At 74.4% G+C, this 15873-nt stretch carries 13 protein-coding genes and 1 pseudogene; 4 read left to right on the forward strand and 10 right to left on the reverse strand.

Features of this window, described 5'->3' with window-relative positions:
* The first annotated feature begins 15 nt into the window (after positions 1–15).
* Entirely contained in the window at positions 16–402 is a 387-nt protein-coding gene (locus CRV15_RS03180) for a VOC family protein (RefSeq protein WP_003962360.1), read from the forward strand.
* On the opposite strand, the gene CRV15_RS03185 is transcribed toward CRV15_RS03180, so the two are convergent.
* The 3 genes and pseudogenes from CRV15_RS03185 to CRV15_RS03195 all read right to left on the reverse strand — a co-directional run bounded on the left by CRV15_RS03185 (position 366) and on the right by CRV15_RS03195 (position 3667).
* Positions 366–2402, reverse strand: coding sequence for a DUF5107 domain-containing protein (locus CRV15_RS03185; protein WP_003962359.1), 2037 nt, complete (start codon positions 2400–2402; stop codon positions 366–368). The genes CRV15_RS03180 and CRV15_RS03185 overlap by 37 nt on opposite strands.
* A 264-nt stretch (positions 2403–2666) precedes the next feature.
* Positions 2667–3257 (reverse strand): annotated as a pseudogene (locus CRV15_RS03190) (GNAT family N-acetyltransferase); the annotation flags it as partial.
* Positions 3258–3409: 152 nt separating this feature from the next.
* Positions 3410–3667, reverse strand: coding sequence for a LapA family protein (locus CRV15_RS03195; RefSeq protein ID WP_003962356.1), 258 nt, complete (start codon positions 3665–3667; stop codon positions 3410–3412).
* A gap of 199 nt (positions 3668–3866) precedes the next feature.
* Here CRV15_RS03195 and CRV15_RS03200 point away from each other — a divergent pair, with 199 nt between their 5' ends.
* Positions 3867–4613, forward strand: coding sequence for a GntR family transcriptional regulator (locus CRV15_RS03200; RefSeq protein WP_009997920.1), 747 nt, complete (start codon positions 3867–3869; stop codon positions 4611–4613).
* Positions 4614–4738: 125 nt separating this feature from the next.
* A complete protein-coding gene (locus tag CRV15_RS03205; RefSeq protein ID WP_003962354.1) occupies positions 4739–5809 on the forward strand; it encodes an adenosine deaminase in 1071 nt (356 codons plus the stop codon).
* 183 nt (positions 5810–5992) lie between these two features.
* On the opposite strand, the gene CRV15_RS03210 is transcribed toward CRV15_RS03205, so the two are convergent.
* From CRV15_RS03210 to CRV15_RS03240, 7 genes are all read right to left on the reverse strand, one after another.
* Positions 5993–6928 carry a S66 peptidase family protein gene (locus CRV15_RS03210; RefSeq protein WP_003962353.1) on the reverse strand — a complete coding sequence of 312 codons (936 nt, stop codon included), beginning with the start codon at positions 6926–6928 and terminating at the stop codon, positions 5993–5995.
* Entirely contained in the window at positions 6925–8958 is a 2034-nt protein-coding gene (locus CRV15_RS03215) for a S9 family peptidase (RefSeq protein WP_003962352.1), read from the reverse strand. The genes CRV15_RS03210 and CRV15_RS03215 overlap by 4 nt, the downstream gene beginning before the upstream one ends.
* A gap of 13 nt (positions 8959–8971) precedes the next feature.
* Positions 8972–10321 carry a M20/M25/M40 family metallo-hydrolase gene (locus CRV15_RS03220; protein ID WP_003962351.1) on the reverse strand — a complete coding sequence of 450 codons (1350 nt, stop codon included), beginning with the start codon at positions 10319–10321 and terminating at the stop codon, positions 8972–8974.
* The gene (locus tag CRV15_RS03225; RefSeq protein ID WP_003962350.1) at positions 10314–11147 is read right to left on the reverse strand and encodes a M55 family metallopeptidase; all 834 of its coding nucleotides are present in this window, start codon (positions 11145–11147) and stop codon (positions 10314–10316) included. The genes CRV15_RS03220 and CRV15_RS03225 overlap by 8 nt, the downstream gene beginning before the upstream one ends.
* 75 nt (positions 11148–11222) lie before the next feature.
* Positions 11223–12329, reverse strand: a complete 1107-nt coding sequence (locus CRV15_RS03230) for a response regulator (RefSeq protein WP_003962349.1) — start codon at positions 12327–12329, stop codon at positions 11223–11225.
* A gap of 470 nt (positions 12330–12799) precedes the next feature.
* The gene (locus CRV15_RS03235; RefSeq protein ID WP_003962347.1) at positions 12800–13534 is read right to left on the reverse strand and encodes a class I SAM-dependent methyltransferase; all 735 of its coding nucleotides are present in this window, start codon (positions 13532–13534) and stop codon (positions 12800–12802) included.
* Between the two features lie 641 nt (positions 13535–14175).
* Positions 14176–14631, reverse strand: coding sequence for an SRPBCC family protein (locus tag CRV15_RS03240; RefSeq protein WP_003962346.1), 456 nt, complete (start codon positions 14629–14631; stop codon positions 14176–14178).
* Positions 14632–14800: 169 nt separating this feature from the next.
* Here CRV15_RS03240 and CRV15_RS03245 point away from each other — a divergent pair, with 169 nt between their 5' ends.
* Positions 14801–15847, forward strand: coding sequence for an Rv2578c family radical SAM protein (locus CRV15_RS03245; RefSeq protein WP_009997917.1), 1047 nt, complete (start codon positions 14801–14803; stop codon positions 15845–15847).
* Positions 15848–15873 lie beyond the last annotated feature (26 nt).

Here is a 15873-nt window from a genome sequence, read left to right on the forward strand (position 1 = left end):
AACTAGGCTCGCCCCATGGAGATCCTCGGAACCACCTTGCGTATCTGTGTCGACGACCTGGACGCCGCCGCCGCGGTCTACGAGCGGATCACCGGAAGGACCCCGCAGCGCTATGAGCGCGGCGGGGTCCAGGTCGCCGCCGTCGGCTGTTTTCTGCTGATGAGCGGGGACGAGGCGGAGATCGAGGTGCTGCGCAAGGTGACCGCGACGATCGCGGTCGCCGATGTGGACGAGGCGTGCGAGACCCTCGGCGCGGTCGGGGCGCGGATCATCGCGGGCCCGGTGCCGACCCCGGCGGGGCGCAATCTGATCGCGGTGCACCCCGACGGCTCGATCTTCGAGTACGTCGACCGCAAACCGGCCGTTCAGCCCCCGTCCGCCGCCGCGGGCCGCATCCGGTAGTCGTACCCGTCCGGCAGCGGCTCGTCATCCGTCACCGCCGCCCACACCGTCTCCAGCTCCCGTGAGCCCTCCCGGAGGTCCGCGACCTCGAACCCCTCGTCGAAGACGGCCCTGGCCGCCCCGCGCTTCCCCTCGGCCAGCAGCAGCCGGGCGTGGAGCAGCCGGAACCGCCCGCGCCGCTGGACCTCCGGGGGCAGCCGGTCCCACACCGCGCGGGCGTCGGCGGGGCGCCCGGTGCGCAGCAGGCTCTCGGCCGCCTCCCGGCCGAGGGCGGTCGTGACCGCAGCCCAGGCCCCGTCCCCGCCCCCGTCCCCGTCGGCGTGTTCCCCCCGCCCCCGGTGTTCGCGGCGTTCACGGCGTTCGCGGCAGAGGTCGTCGAAGGACTCCAGCCAGCGGTCGGCCGCCCGCCGGGGGTGGCCGCCCTCCTCGTCCGCGAAGGCGAGGGCGCGCAGTAGCGGCCACCGGGAGCGCGCGAGCACAAGTCCGCGCTCCCAGCTCCGGACCGCCTGGGCGCGGTCCCCCGCGTGCCACTGCGCGACGCCGAGGTGGTACTCGGTGAGGGCGTCGGCGGGCGCGGTCTCCAGCATGTCGCGCCAGTGCGGCGCGACCAGGGAGGGACCCGGCGGGCCCGGCTCGCCGTCGGAGGCGGGCAGGGCTCCGGTGGTCAGCAGGGTGTGCCAGGCGGCCTGCTCCGCGCCGAGCGTGGAGGGGTCGAACGGGGTGCCCGGCAGCTCCACGCCGGAGCGGAGCTGTTCGAGCGCGCCCCAGCCGGAGCCGGTGGCCAGCGTGCGGACCGGCGCGCGGTCGGCGGTGGCGAGCCAGGTCCGGTGGGCGGCGTCCACGGCCGCCCGCGGCAGTGCGGCGGCGAGCCGCGACTCGACCTCGGCGCAGGCGGCGGGCCAGTTGTCGCCGTGCACGGTGCCGGAGTCCGCGGTGAGCGGTCCGTAGCACTCCAGCCAGCTCAGTTCGGCGCCCTCCGCGAGCCTGAGGTGTTCGAGCTGGGTACGGGCGAGCCCGGCCTGGATCTCGGCGTATCCGGTGGTGCCGGGCTCGGTCAGCCAGCTCTGCCAGCGCCTGCCGCCGCGGCCGGAGCCCCAGAGGAAGAGCTTGCGTCCGCGCAGGGTGTCGGTGGAGGTCTGGACGAGTCCGCGACCGGAGCCGTCGAGGGCGGCGATCCACTTCCGCCCGGCCGCCGGGATCTCGTAGAAGTAGTCGGCGGGGTTCGCGCCGCGCCGCGGATAGGTGCGGTCCTCGCCCCGGTAGTCCGGTACCGGAACCCGGCGCAGGGTGCGGTCGTAGCCGAAGTGCCAGGCGTCGTCGGCGGGGGCCAGGACACGGGTGGAGGGGTGTTCCTCGACAGCGGTGTTCGACCACCAGTAGAGGGGGACGGCCCGCTCGTGCGGGTTGCGCACCCGGACGCCGACATGGAGGAAGGCCGAGTCGGCGGGCAGCCACAGGTCGACCTGGAACGGCAGGTCGCGCAGCCGCTCCCACTCCCACAGCCGCACCATCTCGCCGCCGTCGGGGGCGGGGACGACGGCCGCGTGCAGCGGTGCCATCGTCAGGGTGGTGTGGCCGGTGGTGCCGATGTTCCACTCGATGCCGCCGGAGCACCAGGCGCCGTTGAGGGCGAAGGCGGCGGGCTGGACGACGGGGTTGCGGTAGACGAGTTCCCGTCCGGTGGGCTTGTGGTGGAGGGAGTGGACCCGGCCGCCGAGGCCGGGCAGCACGGTGACGCGGAGGTGGGGGTTCTCGATGACGATCGCGTCATGGCGGGCGGGGACGCGTTCCCGCCCGTAGCCGTCGAGGAGGCGGACCGGCAGCACGGTGCGCGGCGGCTCGTGCCCGAGCTGCCGGGCCATCTCGCGCGGCAGCTCCCTCCTGGTGCGTTCGTCGACGTGGTGGAGGGTGCGGACGGGCCCCAGCGCGGGCAGCGGATTGGCGGCGCCCAGCGGGGCGGTGGGCAGGGTCAGCACGGTGCGGCGCACGGTCGTGACCAAGGCGGCCTCGCTTCACTCTCCGGGGCCGCGGCCCGGGTGGGCGGCCCGGGGCCCATGGAACAGGCTCGATGCCATGGCGCACAGGGGCCCGGCGTGTCACCGTTCGGCAAAGTCGCCGGAACCGGAACCAGGACCAGAGCCGGAACCGGAACCAGAGCGCGAGCGGGAGCCGGAGCGCGAGCCGGGCGCGGCGACCGGGACCGGACCGACGGCGGGGCCCGGACCGACGCCGGGGCCGGGGCCGGGGTCAAGGCCGGGGCCGGTCATCAGTTCGGTGGTGATCGCCCAGCGCTCGTGGTCCCGCCAGGCCCCGTCGATGTGGAGGAAGGCGGGCGAGAAGCCTTCGAGCCGGAAGCCCGCCCCGCGCACCAGCGCGATCGACGCGGCGTTGCCCGGCTGGACATTGGCTTCGAGGCGGTGCAGCCCCAGCGGTCCGAAGGCGTGTCGCAGCACCAGCCCCAGGCCCTCGCGCATCAGCCCGCGCCCGGCCGCGTGGGCGAAGATCCCATAGCCGAGCGCACCGCAGCGGAAGGCGCCGTGGACGATGTTGTTGATGTTGACAAAGCCCGCGATCCGGCCCGACGTCCGCTCGCGGAGCAGGAATCCGGCCCTCGCGGGGTCCTCGATCAGCCGCCCCGCGTAGGCGGTGTACGCGTCCTCGGTGAGCGGCGGGAAGAGCCAGGGCCGGTGGAGCGTGGTGCTCGCCCGGGCCGCCGCCGTGAATTCGTCCCCGTCGGCGAGGGTGAACGGGCACAGCGCGACCCGGGGCCCCACGGCGGGCCGGGACGGAGCACCCGGGGCGGCGGCCGAGTCGTACGAGGCGGATGAGACACACGGGACGGGGTGCTCGGGCATCGGCCCAGGCTAGGTCATCGCTCCCCACCGGGGGCGGAGGGCCGGTCCGCGGGGCCGGGTCCCGGGGAGGACCGCCCCGCCCGTGGCCAGGTCCCCGTCGGCGGCCTCCGGCAGCAAGGTCTCCGTCAGCGGGTCTCCGTCAGCGGTCCTCCTCAGCGGTCGCGGCGGCGGAAGACATAGCCGCCGCAGAGCGCGCCGATGACGAACATCGCGAGCAGGGCGAGATAGAGCGGCATGGTCACGACCGGGATGAGCACCCGGATACGGACCTCCCGGGTGTTCTCGAAGATGAAGACGATCGCCAGGGCGGCGAGCACGGTGACGGCGATCCGGCCGGGCGTGAACCAGTCCCTGGCCCCACCGCTCGTCCGCGCCCTTCGTGCACCCCTCGGCGTGTCCTTGGCACTCATGGGACCAGAATGGGCCGCGGTCCCGCCGGGGGTGCGGTGGAACGGGCCGTACGGGTGAGGCGCTGAACGCCGTTTCCCGGCCGTCCCCTCCTTGCTTGTCTGACAAGCTGGCGTGGAGTCAGGCCCGCCGTCGACTCCACCCGCCGGGCCCGGGACCGCGTCCTCGGAGTCAGACAGCGCATCCACAGGAGGAGAACCCGTGGCAGCCAGCCGACCGCGGCGCAGACCGGTCGTCGCCCTGTACGAGCGGATCGCCGACGCCGTCCACGACGGCACCTACCCACCCGGGTCGACCCTGCCGTCCGAGCCCCGGCTCGCCGCCGAACTGGGGGTGAGCAGACCCGCGCTGCGCGAGGCGCTGCTGCTGCTCCAGGAGGACGGGCTGGTCACGGTGCGGCGGGGAGTGGGCAGGACCGTCAGCCCGAGTCCGCCCCGGCGCGGCTACGAGCGGCTGAGGCCGCTGGAGGAACTGCTGGCCGGCGGCGGCACCGTCGCGGTGCGCGCGCTGCTGCGGGCGGTCGAGGAGCCCACCGACTTCACCACCCAGCATCTGCACGCCCCCGCCGGGGCCGAGCTGGCCTTCTGGGAGTCGGTGCTCACCGCGCAGGGCGCGGCGGCGGTGCTGAGCCAGGAGTGGGCGGCCCCCGCCGAGGTGCTGCGGGCGGCGCACCCGGCCTTCGCCGAGGCGCTCGGCTCCCCCGGCGCCGGAGCGGGCTCGATGCTGGCGGTCCTGGCCGGGACCGCCCGGGAGGTGGACCTCACCGCGCACAGCCAGGTGAGCGCGACCCTGCTGGGGCGGCGGCGCGGCCGTCAGCTCGACCGGGCGCCCGACACACCCGCCGTGCTGGTCACCCAGGTGGTGCGGGCGGGCGGCACCCCGGTGCTCGCCGCCAAGCACATGCTGCCGACGGGCGCCCCCGCGCTGCCCGTGCTCCAGTCGGGCTGATCTGCGGCGGGTGCCCGTTCCGCACCCCTTCGCCCGGGTCCGCCGGGCCCGGGCGGGACCGGCGCCCGCCCGGCGCGGCGGGGCCGGTCGGTGCATGCCCCGGGTGTGCCGTACACTCCCGGGGCATGCACTTGTCTGACATCCTCCGCGCACCCAAGGCCGTTCTTCACGACCACCTCGACGGGGGACTGCGCCCCGCCACCATCATCGAACTGGCCCGGGAGCACGGCTACGACAAGCTGCCCACCGAGGACCCCGCCGCGCTCGGCGTCTGGTTCCGGGAGGCGGCCGACTCGGGTTCCCTGGAACGCTATCTGGAGACCTTCGCCCACACCTGCGCGGTGATGCAGACCCGTGAGGCGCTGGAGCGGGTGGCCGCCGAGTGCGCCGAGGACCTGGCCGAGGACGGTGTCGTCTACGCCGAGGTCCGCTACGCCCCCGAGCAGCACCAGGAGCGCGGGCTCACCCTGGACGAGGTCGTCGAGGCCGTGAACGCGGGCTTCCGCGAGGGCGAGCGCCGGGCCGGGGGCCGGATCACGGTCCGCACGCTGCTCACCGGGATGCGCCACACCGACCGCTCCGCCGAGATAGCCGAACTGACCGTGGCCCACCGCGACCGCGGGGTCGCGGGCTTCGACATCGCGGGCGGCGAGATCGGCAACCCGCCCGCCCGCCATCTGGCGGCCTTCCAGCATCTGAAGCGGCACAACTGCCACTTCACCATTCACGCGGGCGAGGCCGTGGGCGCCGAGTCGGTCCACGAGGCGGTGCAGGTCTGCGGCGCCGAACGGATCGGGCACGGCGTGCGGATCACGGACGACATCACCGTGCACGAGGACGGCACCGCGACCCTGGGCCACCTCGCGGCCTATGTCCGGGACAACGGCATCCCCCTGGAGGTCTGCCCGACCTCCAACCTCCAGACCGGCGCCGCGAAGGACTACGCGACGCACCCGATCGACCTGCTGCGCCGCCTCGGTTTCCGGATCACGCTCAACACGGACAACCGGCTGGTGTCGGGCACCACGATGAGCCGTGAGTTCGCGCACATGGTGGAGGCGTTCGGCTATGGCGCCGAGGTCTTCGAGGAGTTCACGGTCGCGGCGGTCGAGTCGGCCTTCCTGCCGCTGCCGGAGCGGCGGCGGCTGATCGACGAGGTGATCCGCCCCGGGTACGCGGCCCTGCGCCGGGGCTGAGCCCGCGCGGCCGGCCCGCTCCCCCGCCACGGGGGGGGGCGGGCCGTCCGCACACCCGGCGAACACCGGCGCTGCGGGCACCGGGTCGCTGCCTCATGGGCACCACCGCCGCAGGGGCAGGGGCAGGGGCACCTGAGCCACCGCCTCACGGGCGCCCGGGTCGCAGCGGCGCGGACGCCGGGGTCACAGCAGCGCGGGCCGCTCCAGCGTCACGGTGCCCGCGTCCGCGTCCAGCACGGCCGGGGCGCCCAGCGGCACCGTCAGATTGACCTCGCCGTGGCCGAAGCCCAGCTCCTCCACGACCGGCACGCCCAGCCCGCCGAGCCGGTCCCGCAGCACCTCCCGGATGCCGTCCTCGTAGGGGCCGCACTCCGCCCAGGAGCCGAGGGCCACGCCGGTCACCCCGTCGAGCAGACCGCCCCGGAGGAGCTGGGTGAGGATACGGTCCAGCCGGTAGTCCTCCTCCCCCACGTCCTCCAGGAAGAGCAGCCCGCCCGCGGCCGACGAGCGGGCCTTCTCCGTGCCCAGCTCGGCGGCGAGCAGACTGGCGCAGCCGCCGAAGGTGATCCCCCGGGCCCGGCCCGGTATCAGCGGCCGGGCCGTGTCCGACGCGATGACCCGCACCGACTCCGGTTCGAAGAGGGTGGCCCGCAGATGCTCGCGGGTGGTCTCGTCCTTGAGGAAGCCGAGGGTGCCGATCATCGGACCGTGCAGGGTGGCGAGCCCCATCCGGGCGGCGAACGCCTCGTGGAGCACGGTGACATCGCTGAAGCCGACGAAGACCTTCGGGCCCGCGGCCCGGATGGAGCCCCAGTCCAGCCGGTCCACCATGCGCTGGGCGCCGTAGCCGCCGCGGGCGCAGAGCACGGCGTCGACCGAGGGGTCGCACCACGCCTCGGTGAGGTCCCGGGCGCGGTCGCCGTCGTAGGCGGAGAGATAGCCGAACTGGCGGTGGCCGTCGCGGACATGCGGCGAGACGACGGGGTCGAGGTCCCAGGAGCGCAGGACCGCGAGCCCCTCCTCCAGCCGGTCCTCGGGGACCGGCCCGCAGGGGGCGACGACGGCGACCCGGGCCCCGGGGCGCAGCCGCCGGGGGCGGGTGAGCGGGGTCAGGGTCACGTCCTCAGCTCCAGGGGCGCGAGGTCGGTCCGCTCGATGCCGAAGGTGCGGGCGTAGAGCGCCAGCTCCGCCTCCAGGGCCCGGATCATGGTGTCGGCCCTGCGGAAGCCGTGGCCCTCGCCCTCGAAGGCGATATAGGCGTGCGGAATGCCGTGCTCGGCCGCCGCGGCGAGGAGCCGGTCGCTCTGCACCGGGGGACAGATGGCGTCGTCCAGTCCCTGGAGCAGCAGGAACGGCACGGTGATCCGTTCGGTGTGCGAGAGCGGCGAGCGCTCCCGGTACCGCTCCGGCACCTTCGCCAACTGCCCCACCAGCGACTCCAGATACCTCGATTCAAAATCGTGGGTCTCGCCGGTGGCCCAGCCCAGCAGGTCGAGCACCGGGTAGATGATGGTGCCGCAGGCGTAGACGTCGGTGGTGGTGAGGGAGGCCGCGGTGGTCCAGCCGCCCGCGCTGCCGCCCCGGACGGCCAGCCGCCCGGGGTCGGCGGTGCCCTCCTCGGCGAGGGCGCGGGCGACGGCCGCGCAGTCCTCGACGTCGACCACGCCCCACTGTTCGCGCAGCCGGTTGCGGTACGCGCGGCCGTAGCCGGTGGACCCGCCGTAGTTGACCTCGACGACGCCGATGCCCCGGGAGGTGAAGTAGGCGATCTCCATGTCCAGGACCAGCGGGACCTGCCCGGTGGGGCCGCCGTGCGCCCAGATCGCGTAGGGCGCGGGGGTGCCGTCGGGCGCCCGGTGGGTGGGGCTGTGCGGGGGATAGACATGGGCGTGGATCTCCCGCCCGCCGGGCCCGGTGAAGACCCGCTCATGGGGGTCGGGGAGGAAGGCGGGGTCGACGGAGTCGTGGTGGTGCGCGCCGATGACCCGGGTGTGTCCGGTGCGGGTGTCCAGCTCCACCACCTCGTAGCCGGTGCGGGGGGACGCGGCGACACCGATGACCCGGTCGCCCTGGACGGCGAGGGTGGACGCCCACTCGGTCCACGGCCCGGTGGTGTCGACCAGCTCCCCGGTCTCGGGGTCGAGGATGCCCAGCCGGGTGGAGCCCTTGCCGTGGACGACCGCCAGCAGGCCGTTGTCCAGCGGGTGGAACCACTGGAGGCCGATGCGCCACAGCGGTCCGCCGAACTCCTCCTCCCGTCCGGGGCAGAGCGGGGCGCCGGGCTCGGGGCGGGCGCGGTCCAGCTCGTCCGGCCGGGTGCGGTACGGCGTCCACCAGCCGGTGGCGTCGCCGACGTGCAGCAGGGAGCCGTCGGGCGCCCAGCCGACCTGGCAGATCGACTCCTCGGGCCCGCCGAGGACGGTGCGCGCGCCGGTGAAGGGGCCGGGGCCCTCCGGCACCGCGGCGAGGACCACCTCGGTGCCGTCCCAGGGCATCCGGGGGTGGTCCCAGCCGATCCAGGCGACACGCCGTCCGTCCGGGGAGAGCCGGGGCCCGGTGATGAAGCGGTGGCCTCCGTCGGCCTCCCGGGGGGACAGCTCGCGGACCGCGGACCGGTCCGCGGTGGCGGAGCCGTCCAGCGGCACGGCGGCGATCACCCGGTGGACGTCGGTGGGCGCGGGTCCGGTGAACTCCTCCAGCACCCCCCAGACCTCGCCCCGCTCCAGGTGGAGCGTCAGATCGGCCCAGCGCAGCCCCTCGCCGATGCCGGACACCGGGGTGAGGGGGCGGGGGGCGGCCCCGGGGGTGTCGGGTTCGTACGCGTACAGCCGCTGGTCGGGGAAGTGGACGAAGACCACGAGCGGGGTGCCGTCGGCCCGCGCGGCCCCGGCCCAGGGGTGGCCGCCGTATTCGATGACCCGGCTGCGCACGTTCCACGGCGCGGGCAGCACACTCTCCTCGGTGCCGTCGGCCCGGTGGCGGACCAGCGTCCGCCGTCCGTCCTCGGCGGGGCGCGGGGCGGTCCACCAGACCTCCTCGCCGACCGCGCCGAGGGATTCGGGGCGTCCGTCGTGGGACGCGGCCAGCGCCGCGTCGATGGGCGACGGCCAGGTGCCGTGGGCCGCCGTCGTGAGCGTGTCGTTCACCATGTACGTGTCCCCCTCAGGCAGAGCGCAGATAGTGGTCCAGGACGTGCACACCGAAGTGCAGAGCGTCGACGGGTACGCGTTCGTCGACGCCGTGGAACATCGCGGAGTAGTCGTAGCCGACGGGCAGCCGCAGCGGGGTGAAGCCGTAGCCGGTGATGCCGAGCCGGGAGAACTGCTTCGCGTCGGTGCCGCCCGCCATGGAGAACGGGATGACATGGCCGTCCGGGTCGAAGCGTTCGACGGCGGCGCGGAGCTTGGCGAAGGTCGGGGAGTCGACGGGTGCCTGGAGGGGCACCTCCCGGTGCAGGAACTCCCAGTCGACCCCGGGCCCGGTGAGCAGGTCCAGGGTGCTCGCGAACTCCTCCTCGGTCCCGGGCAGCATCCGGCCGTCGATACAGGCGGTGGCCTGACCCGGGATCACATTGACCTTGTATCCGGCCGCCAGCATCGTCGGGTTGGCGCTGTTGCGCACGGTGGCCTCGACGAGGGCCGCGGCCGGGCCCAGCTTGGCGACGAGCGCGTCCGGGTCGAAGTCCGCGGCGTCGACGTCCACATCGATGTCGTGGAGGGCGGCCAGCTCCCGCAGGGCGGCGCGGACCGTGGGGCTGAGCCGCACCGGCCACTCGTGCTCGCCGATGCGGGCGACGGCGGCGGCGAGCCTGCTCACCGCGTTCTCCCGGTTGACCCGGGAGCCGTGGCCCGCCCGGCCTTCGGCGGTGAGCCGCAGCCAGGCGGTGCCGCGCTCCCCGGCGGCGATCGGGTAGATCGTCATCCCGCCCCCGGCGTGGAACGAGTACGCGCCGGACTCGCTGATGCCCTCGGTGCAGCCCTCGAACAGCTCCGGGTGGTGGTCGGCGAGGAAGCCCGAGCCGTCCTCGGCGCTGGCCTCCTCGTCGGCGGTGTACGCGATGACGATGTCCCGGCGGGGGCGGACGCCCGCACGGGCCCAGGCGCGGACCACGGACAGGACCATCGCGTCCATGTTCTTCATGTCCACGGCGCCGCGGCCCCAGACGACGCCGTCTCTGACCTCCCCGGAGAAGGGGTGTACGGACCAGTCGGCGGGCTCGGCCGGGACCACGTCCAGATGCCCGTGGACGAGCAGGGCGTCGGCCGAGGGGTCGGTGCCCTCGATCCGGGCGACCACATTGGTCCGTCCGGGGGTGCGCTCCAGCAGGACGGGGTCGAGCCCGGCGGCGGCGAGCCGTTCGGCCGTGTACTCGGCGGCGGGCCGCTCCCGGCAGTCCCCGCCGCCGCGGTTGGTGGTGTCGATGCGGATCAGCTCGGAGGTGAACGTCACCACCTCGTCCAGGGCGGTCCGGTCGACGGGGCTGTGCCCCTCGGAGAACTGCTGCTCAGCCATACTGCTCCTCCACGGCGGCGGAGACGATCGTGGTCACGGCCTTGAAGGTGCGGATCGCCTCGTACATGGTCGGGCTGGTGTACGAGGTCCGGCGCTCACCGGCGCGCGCCACGCCCGGTACCACGGTCGCGGCGGCGGCCAGGTGCTCCGCGTCGTACTCCAGCTCCATCGTGAAGGGGCCGCCCCGCACCGGCTCGTGGCGCACGGCGAGGGCGGCGGCCTCCCGGGCGGCGGCGCGGATGTCGGCCGCCGTACGGGCGGGGGTGCGGCAGACGGCCGCGTACCGCGAGACATGGTCCTTGACGGCCACCGTACGGGCGGCGGGCGCGTACCCCTGGGCGTCCACGCAGGTCAGATCGTCCCCGGTGACGAGGACGACGGGGACGCCGTACTCGGCGACCACCTGGGCGTTCAGCAGGCCCTCGCTGGCGCGGACGCCGTTCAGCCAGACGCCGGTGAGCTGGTTGGCGAGATAGGTGTGGGCGAGCACACCCTCCGCGCCCGCGCCCGTGTGGTAGCCGACGAAGGCGATGCCGTCCACGTCGCCGTGCTGCACGCCCTCGACCATGGAGAGCGACTTGTGCCGGCCCGTCAGCATCTCGATCCGCTCGTCCAACTCCTCGAGCAGCAGATTCCGCATGCTCCAGTGGGCCTCGTTGACCAGGACGGCGTCGGCGCCCCCGTCGAAGAAACCGAGCGCCGCCGCGTTCACATCGGAAGTGAACATCGACCGGCAGCGCTCCCACTGGGGAGTGCCCGGGAGCACGTCGGCCGGCCAGGTGACGCCGGTGGCGCCTTCCATGTCGGCGCTGATCAGGATCTTCATCGGCTCACTGTAACCCTCCCGCCCCCGGTGGCCGAGGGCCTGTGGACAACCTCCCACGGCCGCCCCCGGCCGCTCTCAGCGGGCCGCCAGGCGGCGCTCCAGATGGATTCCGGTGAACACCGCGACCTTGGCGCGCAGCACCCAGGGGTCGAACGGTTTGCCGATGTAGTCGACGGCCCCGGCGGCGTAGCCGCGCGCGGAGTGCTCGGGGTCGTCGCCCATCGCCGTCAGGAAGATGATCGGCACATCCCGGTTGCGGTGGCGGCGTTTGATGTGGGCGGCGGTCTCGTAACCGTCCATCTGCGGCATCTGGACGTCCATGAGGATGACCGCGAAGTCGTCGTGGTCGAGGAGCGCCCGCAGCGCCTCACGGCCCGAGGAGACGGCCATCAGCTCCTGCCCGAGTCCGGCGAGGACGGCCGTCATGGCCAGCAGGTTGTCCGGCTGGTCGTCCACGATCAGCACCTTGGGCAGGGTGTGCGCGCCGTGCCCTGGGCAGGGGGCGACGGCGGGCAGCCCCACGCCCCGGCGGGCCCGTTCGACGGATTCCAGCTGGCGTTCGAGGAGGGTGCAGCGCTCCTCGGCCTGGTCCCTGCGGCGCCGGGTGGCGTCGAGGTCGGCGGTGAGCCGGGTGACCTCGTCGCGGAGGGTGTCGCGTTCGTGCAGCAGGGCGGTGAGGTCGGGGGAGGCGTCGGCGAGCCGGTCGGCGCGCTCCCGTTCGGCGTGCCACTCGGCTTCGAGCTGGCTGAGCCGTACCTCCAGGTCGGCGATCTGGTGCCGGCGGTCGAGCAGCGCCTCGCCGAGGACGTCCTCGCGCACGGTGGATCGGCGGGAGTCCCGGTCGGCGTCGGCGAGCTGCTGCTCCAGCACCTCGACGGCGTGCTGCGGGGAGGTCCCGGCCTCGACGGCGGCGCGGTGCAGGCCGCGTATCAGCTCGATGGCCTCGGGGGTGGCGGCGGTGCCCCGGTGTTCGGCGAGGTCGGTGAAGAGGTCCATCACCACCTCCCAGGGCGGGACGCGGGTGCCGCTGAGGTAGCGGGAGAGGGTGCCCGCGTCCCGGGTGCGCCGGGCGGCGTACCGGCGCACCGAGACGCCGAGTCCGGTGAACAGCTCCCGCAGCGCCTGGGCCAGGGCCCGGGACGGGCCGCTGAGGTCCTCGGCGAGGGGGCGCAGCTCAGCCATGGCGGCCTCCCGAAGGCCGCCGGGCCGGGGCGGGTGCCGGTATCGGGGCGGGTGCCGAATCCGGTATCGGTGGCGGGGCCGGTGTCGGTGGCGGGGCCGGTCGTTCGCGCCGCGGTGCCTGTCCGGGTTCTCTCACGCCGTCACGCCTCTTCTCCTCGCCCGGCCCCGACGGGCCGCGCCCCACCCCTCCGGTCGGTCCCGGCGGGTGTGCCCCAGCATGGAGGGCGGGGCGGGTGTTGCACCGGACAACCGGTACGACGGCAACGTTGGCAGGCGTTGGCGGCGCGGCACCAGCGTGCTCGGCACCCGGCGGGACGCGCCCGCGCACGGGACGGGCACGGCCCCGCGGAGCGTCGGGGCGGCGCGGTGCGCACGGGACCGCTCGGCGGCACCCGGCCCGGCGAGCGCGGGCGCGCGACCGGGCGGGGCGGGCTGAACCCGGCTGCCGGGCGTGGTGTCCGGGCGGGCCGTCAGTCCTTCCGGCCCAGGACGAGCCACCTCGACGGCAGGGCGATCCGGGAGCCGTCCTGCTCGTACTCGGTGGTCGTCAGGGGCAGTTCGCCCTCGGCCAGCACGGGGAGCCCGGTGGTGTCGAAGAGCGCGGTCAGCTCGCTGTCGGGCAGGGTGCAGGGGGCGACCCCGTGCCGCAGCATCGACTGGAGCTTGGGCGGCGGCCCCTCGGGGGACGTGGCCAGTTCGGTCAGGCGCCGCCCCGCCGCCTCCACGGGCTCCACGACGAAGGCGCGTCCCCGGGCGCCGGTCAGGAGCGTGACGGCGTCGGCGACGGCCTGCCGGTCCCGCTGCTCGGACTGGTGCAGCACACCGCGGACATAGACGTTGCAGTCGCCCGTCTCCTCGCGCAGCCGGGCGATCCCGTCCGTGTCGGCGGCGTCGAGCTGCCGGAACTCGATCGTCCCCAGGGGTGCGGGGCTCTCCCGCCGCCGGGCCAGCCCGATCGCGGCGGCCGACAGGTCGACGCCGAGGACCGCGGGGAAGCGGTCGGCGAGGAAGAGGGTCTGGGTGCCGTTGCCGCAGCCGATGTCGACCAGGGTGAGCCGGTGGTCCTCCACGTGCGGCTCGAAGACGGCGAGATGCAGGGCCACGGTCAGCTCGGGTTCGGTGTCCCAGAGGGCCTCACCACGGGCCCCGGACATCTCGCTCCAGAATCCCTCCCAAGAACCCATATATCCGTCCCTGACACTCATGACCGGCTCCCGAATGTTTGACTTCGCGTCAAGAGCGGTCTATCGCGTGACGGTTCTCATCACAAGCGCCCATGACGGACTTCAGACGGCATTCGCGGGCGAAGGGCGCCCACAGGTGCCACCCCCGGGAGTGACGGGAATCCCGGTCGTACCGGCTCAGCCCCACGACGGGACAGCCGGGGCCGAGCGCCCGCGGGACGATCCGTTCGGCCCCGGGGACACCCACCGCGAGCGCCGGAAGCCTTCGCCCGGCCGGTCCGACCAGGGATACACCCACCGGACCACAACGGCCGGGGACGGCCCGCGGGGGCGCCGCCGCCGGACCCGTCCCCCGGTCCCGGACCGGAGCCGTCGCAGGCCGTGTACATGCCCTCGGGCGCGAGGGCGCCGACGACCGGCAGCGGATCCGGGGGCGGTGCGCCGACGGCGGATCCGGGGGCGGTGCCGAACAGCGTCCGCGCCCCGGCGACCAGCAGGACGCCCCCGCCGTCCACGACGAGAGGGACCCGGTCCGCCACGCTGTGGGGCCCATCCCCTGCGCCGGGGAGCACCGTACGGGGCCGCGCACGGGGCGTGCGCGGCAACGGCCGAAGGGGTGGAACGCCCCGCGCGGACGGCGCGGGGCGGTGTGCGCCGCCCCGTTACTCGCCCGCCGCCCGGGTGACCTCGTCCGCGAGCCGGTCGAGTACCAGATCGTAGATCCGGGCGAGCCCCTTGGGCGCGAACGTGCGCTCGAAGAAGCCGCCGATGCCGGTCGCCCCGTTCCACACGGAAGTGACCACCACCTTGCTGCGCTTCTCCCCCGCCGGAGTGACGGTCCAGGTGGTCACCATGGAGGAGTTGCGGTCCTTCTCGACGAGCTGGCCGTCGGTCGGCTCGGTGACCTCCAGCAGACAGTCCCGCACCCGCTTCTTGGTGGCCTGGAGCTTCCAGTGGACGAGGGTGCCCTCGCCGTCGCCGCCCTCGCGCACCTCGTACTCGCTGAACTGCTCCGGCAGGAGGGTCCCGCGCGTGTTCGTGTAGTCGGCCAGTGTGTCGATCACGGTCTCCGCGTCCGCCGCGATGATCCGCTCCGTCGTGGCCTCGACCTGCGCCATGACTCTTCCTCCAGCAGTCGACTTGTGGGTGGGGGATGCCGTGTCGGCTCCGCTTACCCAACCATCTCGGCCCCGGCCGCCCAAATCCGGGGCACCGGCGCACCGCCGCGCTGCGATCATGGGAACACTTGTTCTATTCTCGGGAAGCCCGTACGACCGAGGAGCGACCATGCGCTGGGACCATCTGGCCGAGAACCCCACCGGAGCCAAGGAGTCCGCCCTCTTCGGCACCTCCGCGGTGACCACCCGGACGTTCGACACCCCGGAGTTCCGGGGCATCACCTTCCACGAGGTACGGGCCCGTTCGATCCTGAACCGGGTACCGCAGGGCTCCCGGACGCCGTTCACCTGGACGGTGAATCCTTACCGGGGCTGCACCCACGCCTGTGTCTACTGCTTCGCCCGCAGGACGCACGGCTATCTGGACCTCGACACCGGGCACGGCTTCGACTCCCAGATCGTCGTCAAGATCAACGCGCCGGAGCTGCTGCGCCGCCAGCTCGCCGCCCCGGGCTGGCAGGGCGCGCATGTGGCGATGGGCACCAATGTGGACTGCTACCAGCGGGGAGAGGGCCGGTACCGGCTGATGCCCGGAATCCTCCAGGCGCTGCGCGACCGCGCCAACCCCTTCTCGATCCTCACCAAGGGCACCCTGATCCTGCGCGATCTGGAGCTGCTGTCCCAGGCGGCCGAGGTGACGGAGGTCGGGGTCTCGGTCTCCGTCGGCTTCGTCGACGACACACTGTGGCGCACCGTCGAGCCCGGCACCCCCTCCCCCGCCCGCCGTCTCGACATCGTGCGCGCGCTGGGCGACCGGGGCATCGGCTGCGGGGTGCTGATGGCGCCGGTGATCCCCTTCCTCGGGGACCACCCGGACCAGCTCCGGGCGACGGTCGGCGCGATCGCCGCCGCCGGGGCGACCTCGGTGACCCCGCTCGCCCTCCATCTGCGCCCCGGCGCGCGGGAGTGGTTCATGTCCTGGCTCCAGCAGCGCCATCCGCAGCTCGTCCGGCGCTACGAGCGGCTGTACGCGGACGGGGCGTACGCCCCCGTGTGGTACCAGCGCCGGATCACCCGGCAGGTGCACGAGCTGGCGGCCGAGTTCGGCATCGGCCCCGCCGGGCCGGGGCTGCCGCGGCGGGCGGCCCGGCGGCCGGAGGCGCCCGGGGACGCGCCCGACCCCGAACGAGGGCCCACCCAGCTCACCCTGCTCTGACGGCGGCGACCGCCCGGCCCCGGCGC

The sequence above is a fragment of the Streptomyces clavuligerus genome, assembly GCF_005519465.1.
GTDB lineage: Bacteria > Actinomycetota > Actinomycetes > Streptomycetales > Streptomycetaceae > Streptomyces > Streptomyces clavuligerus.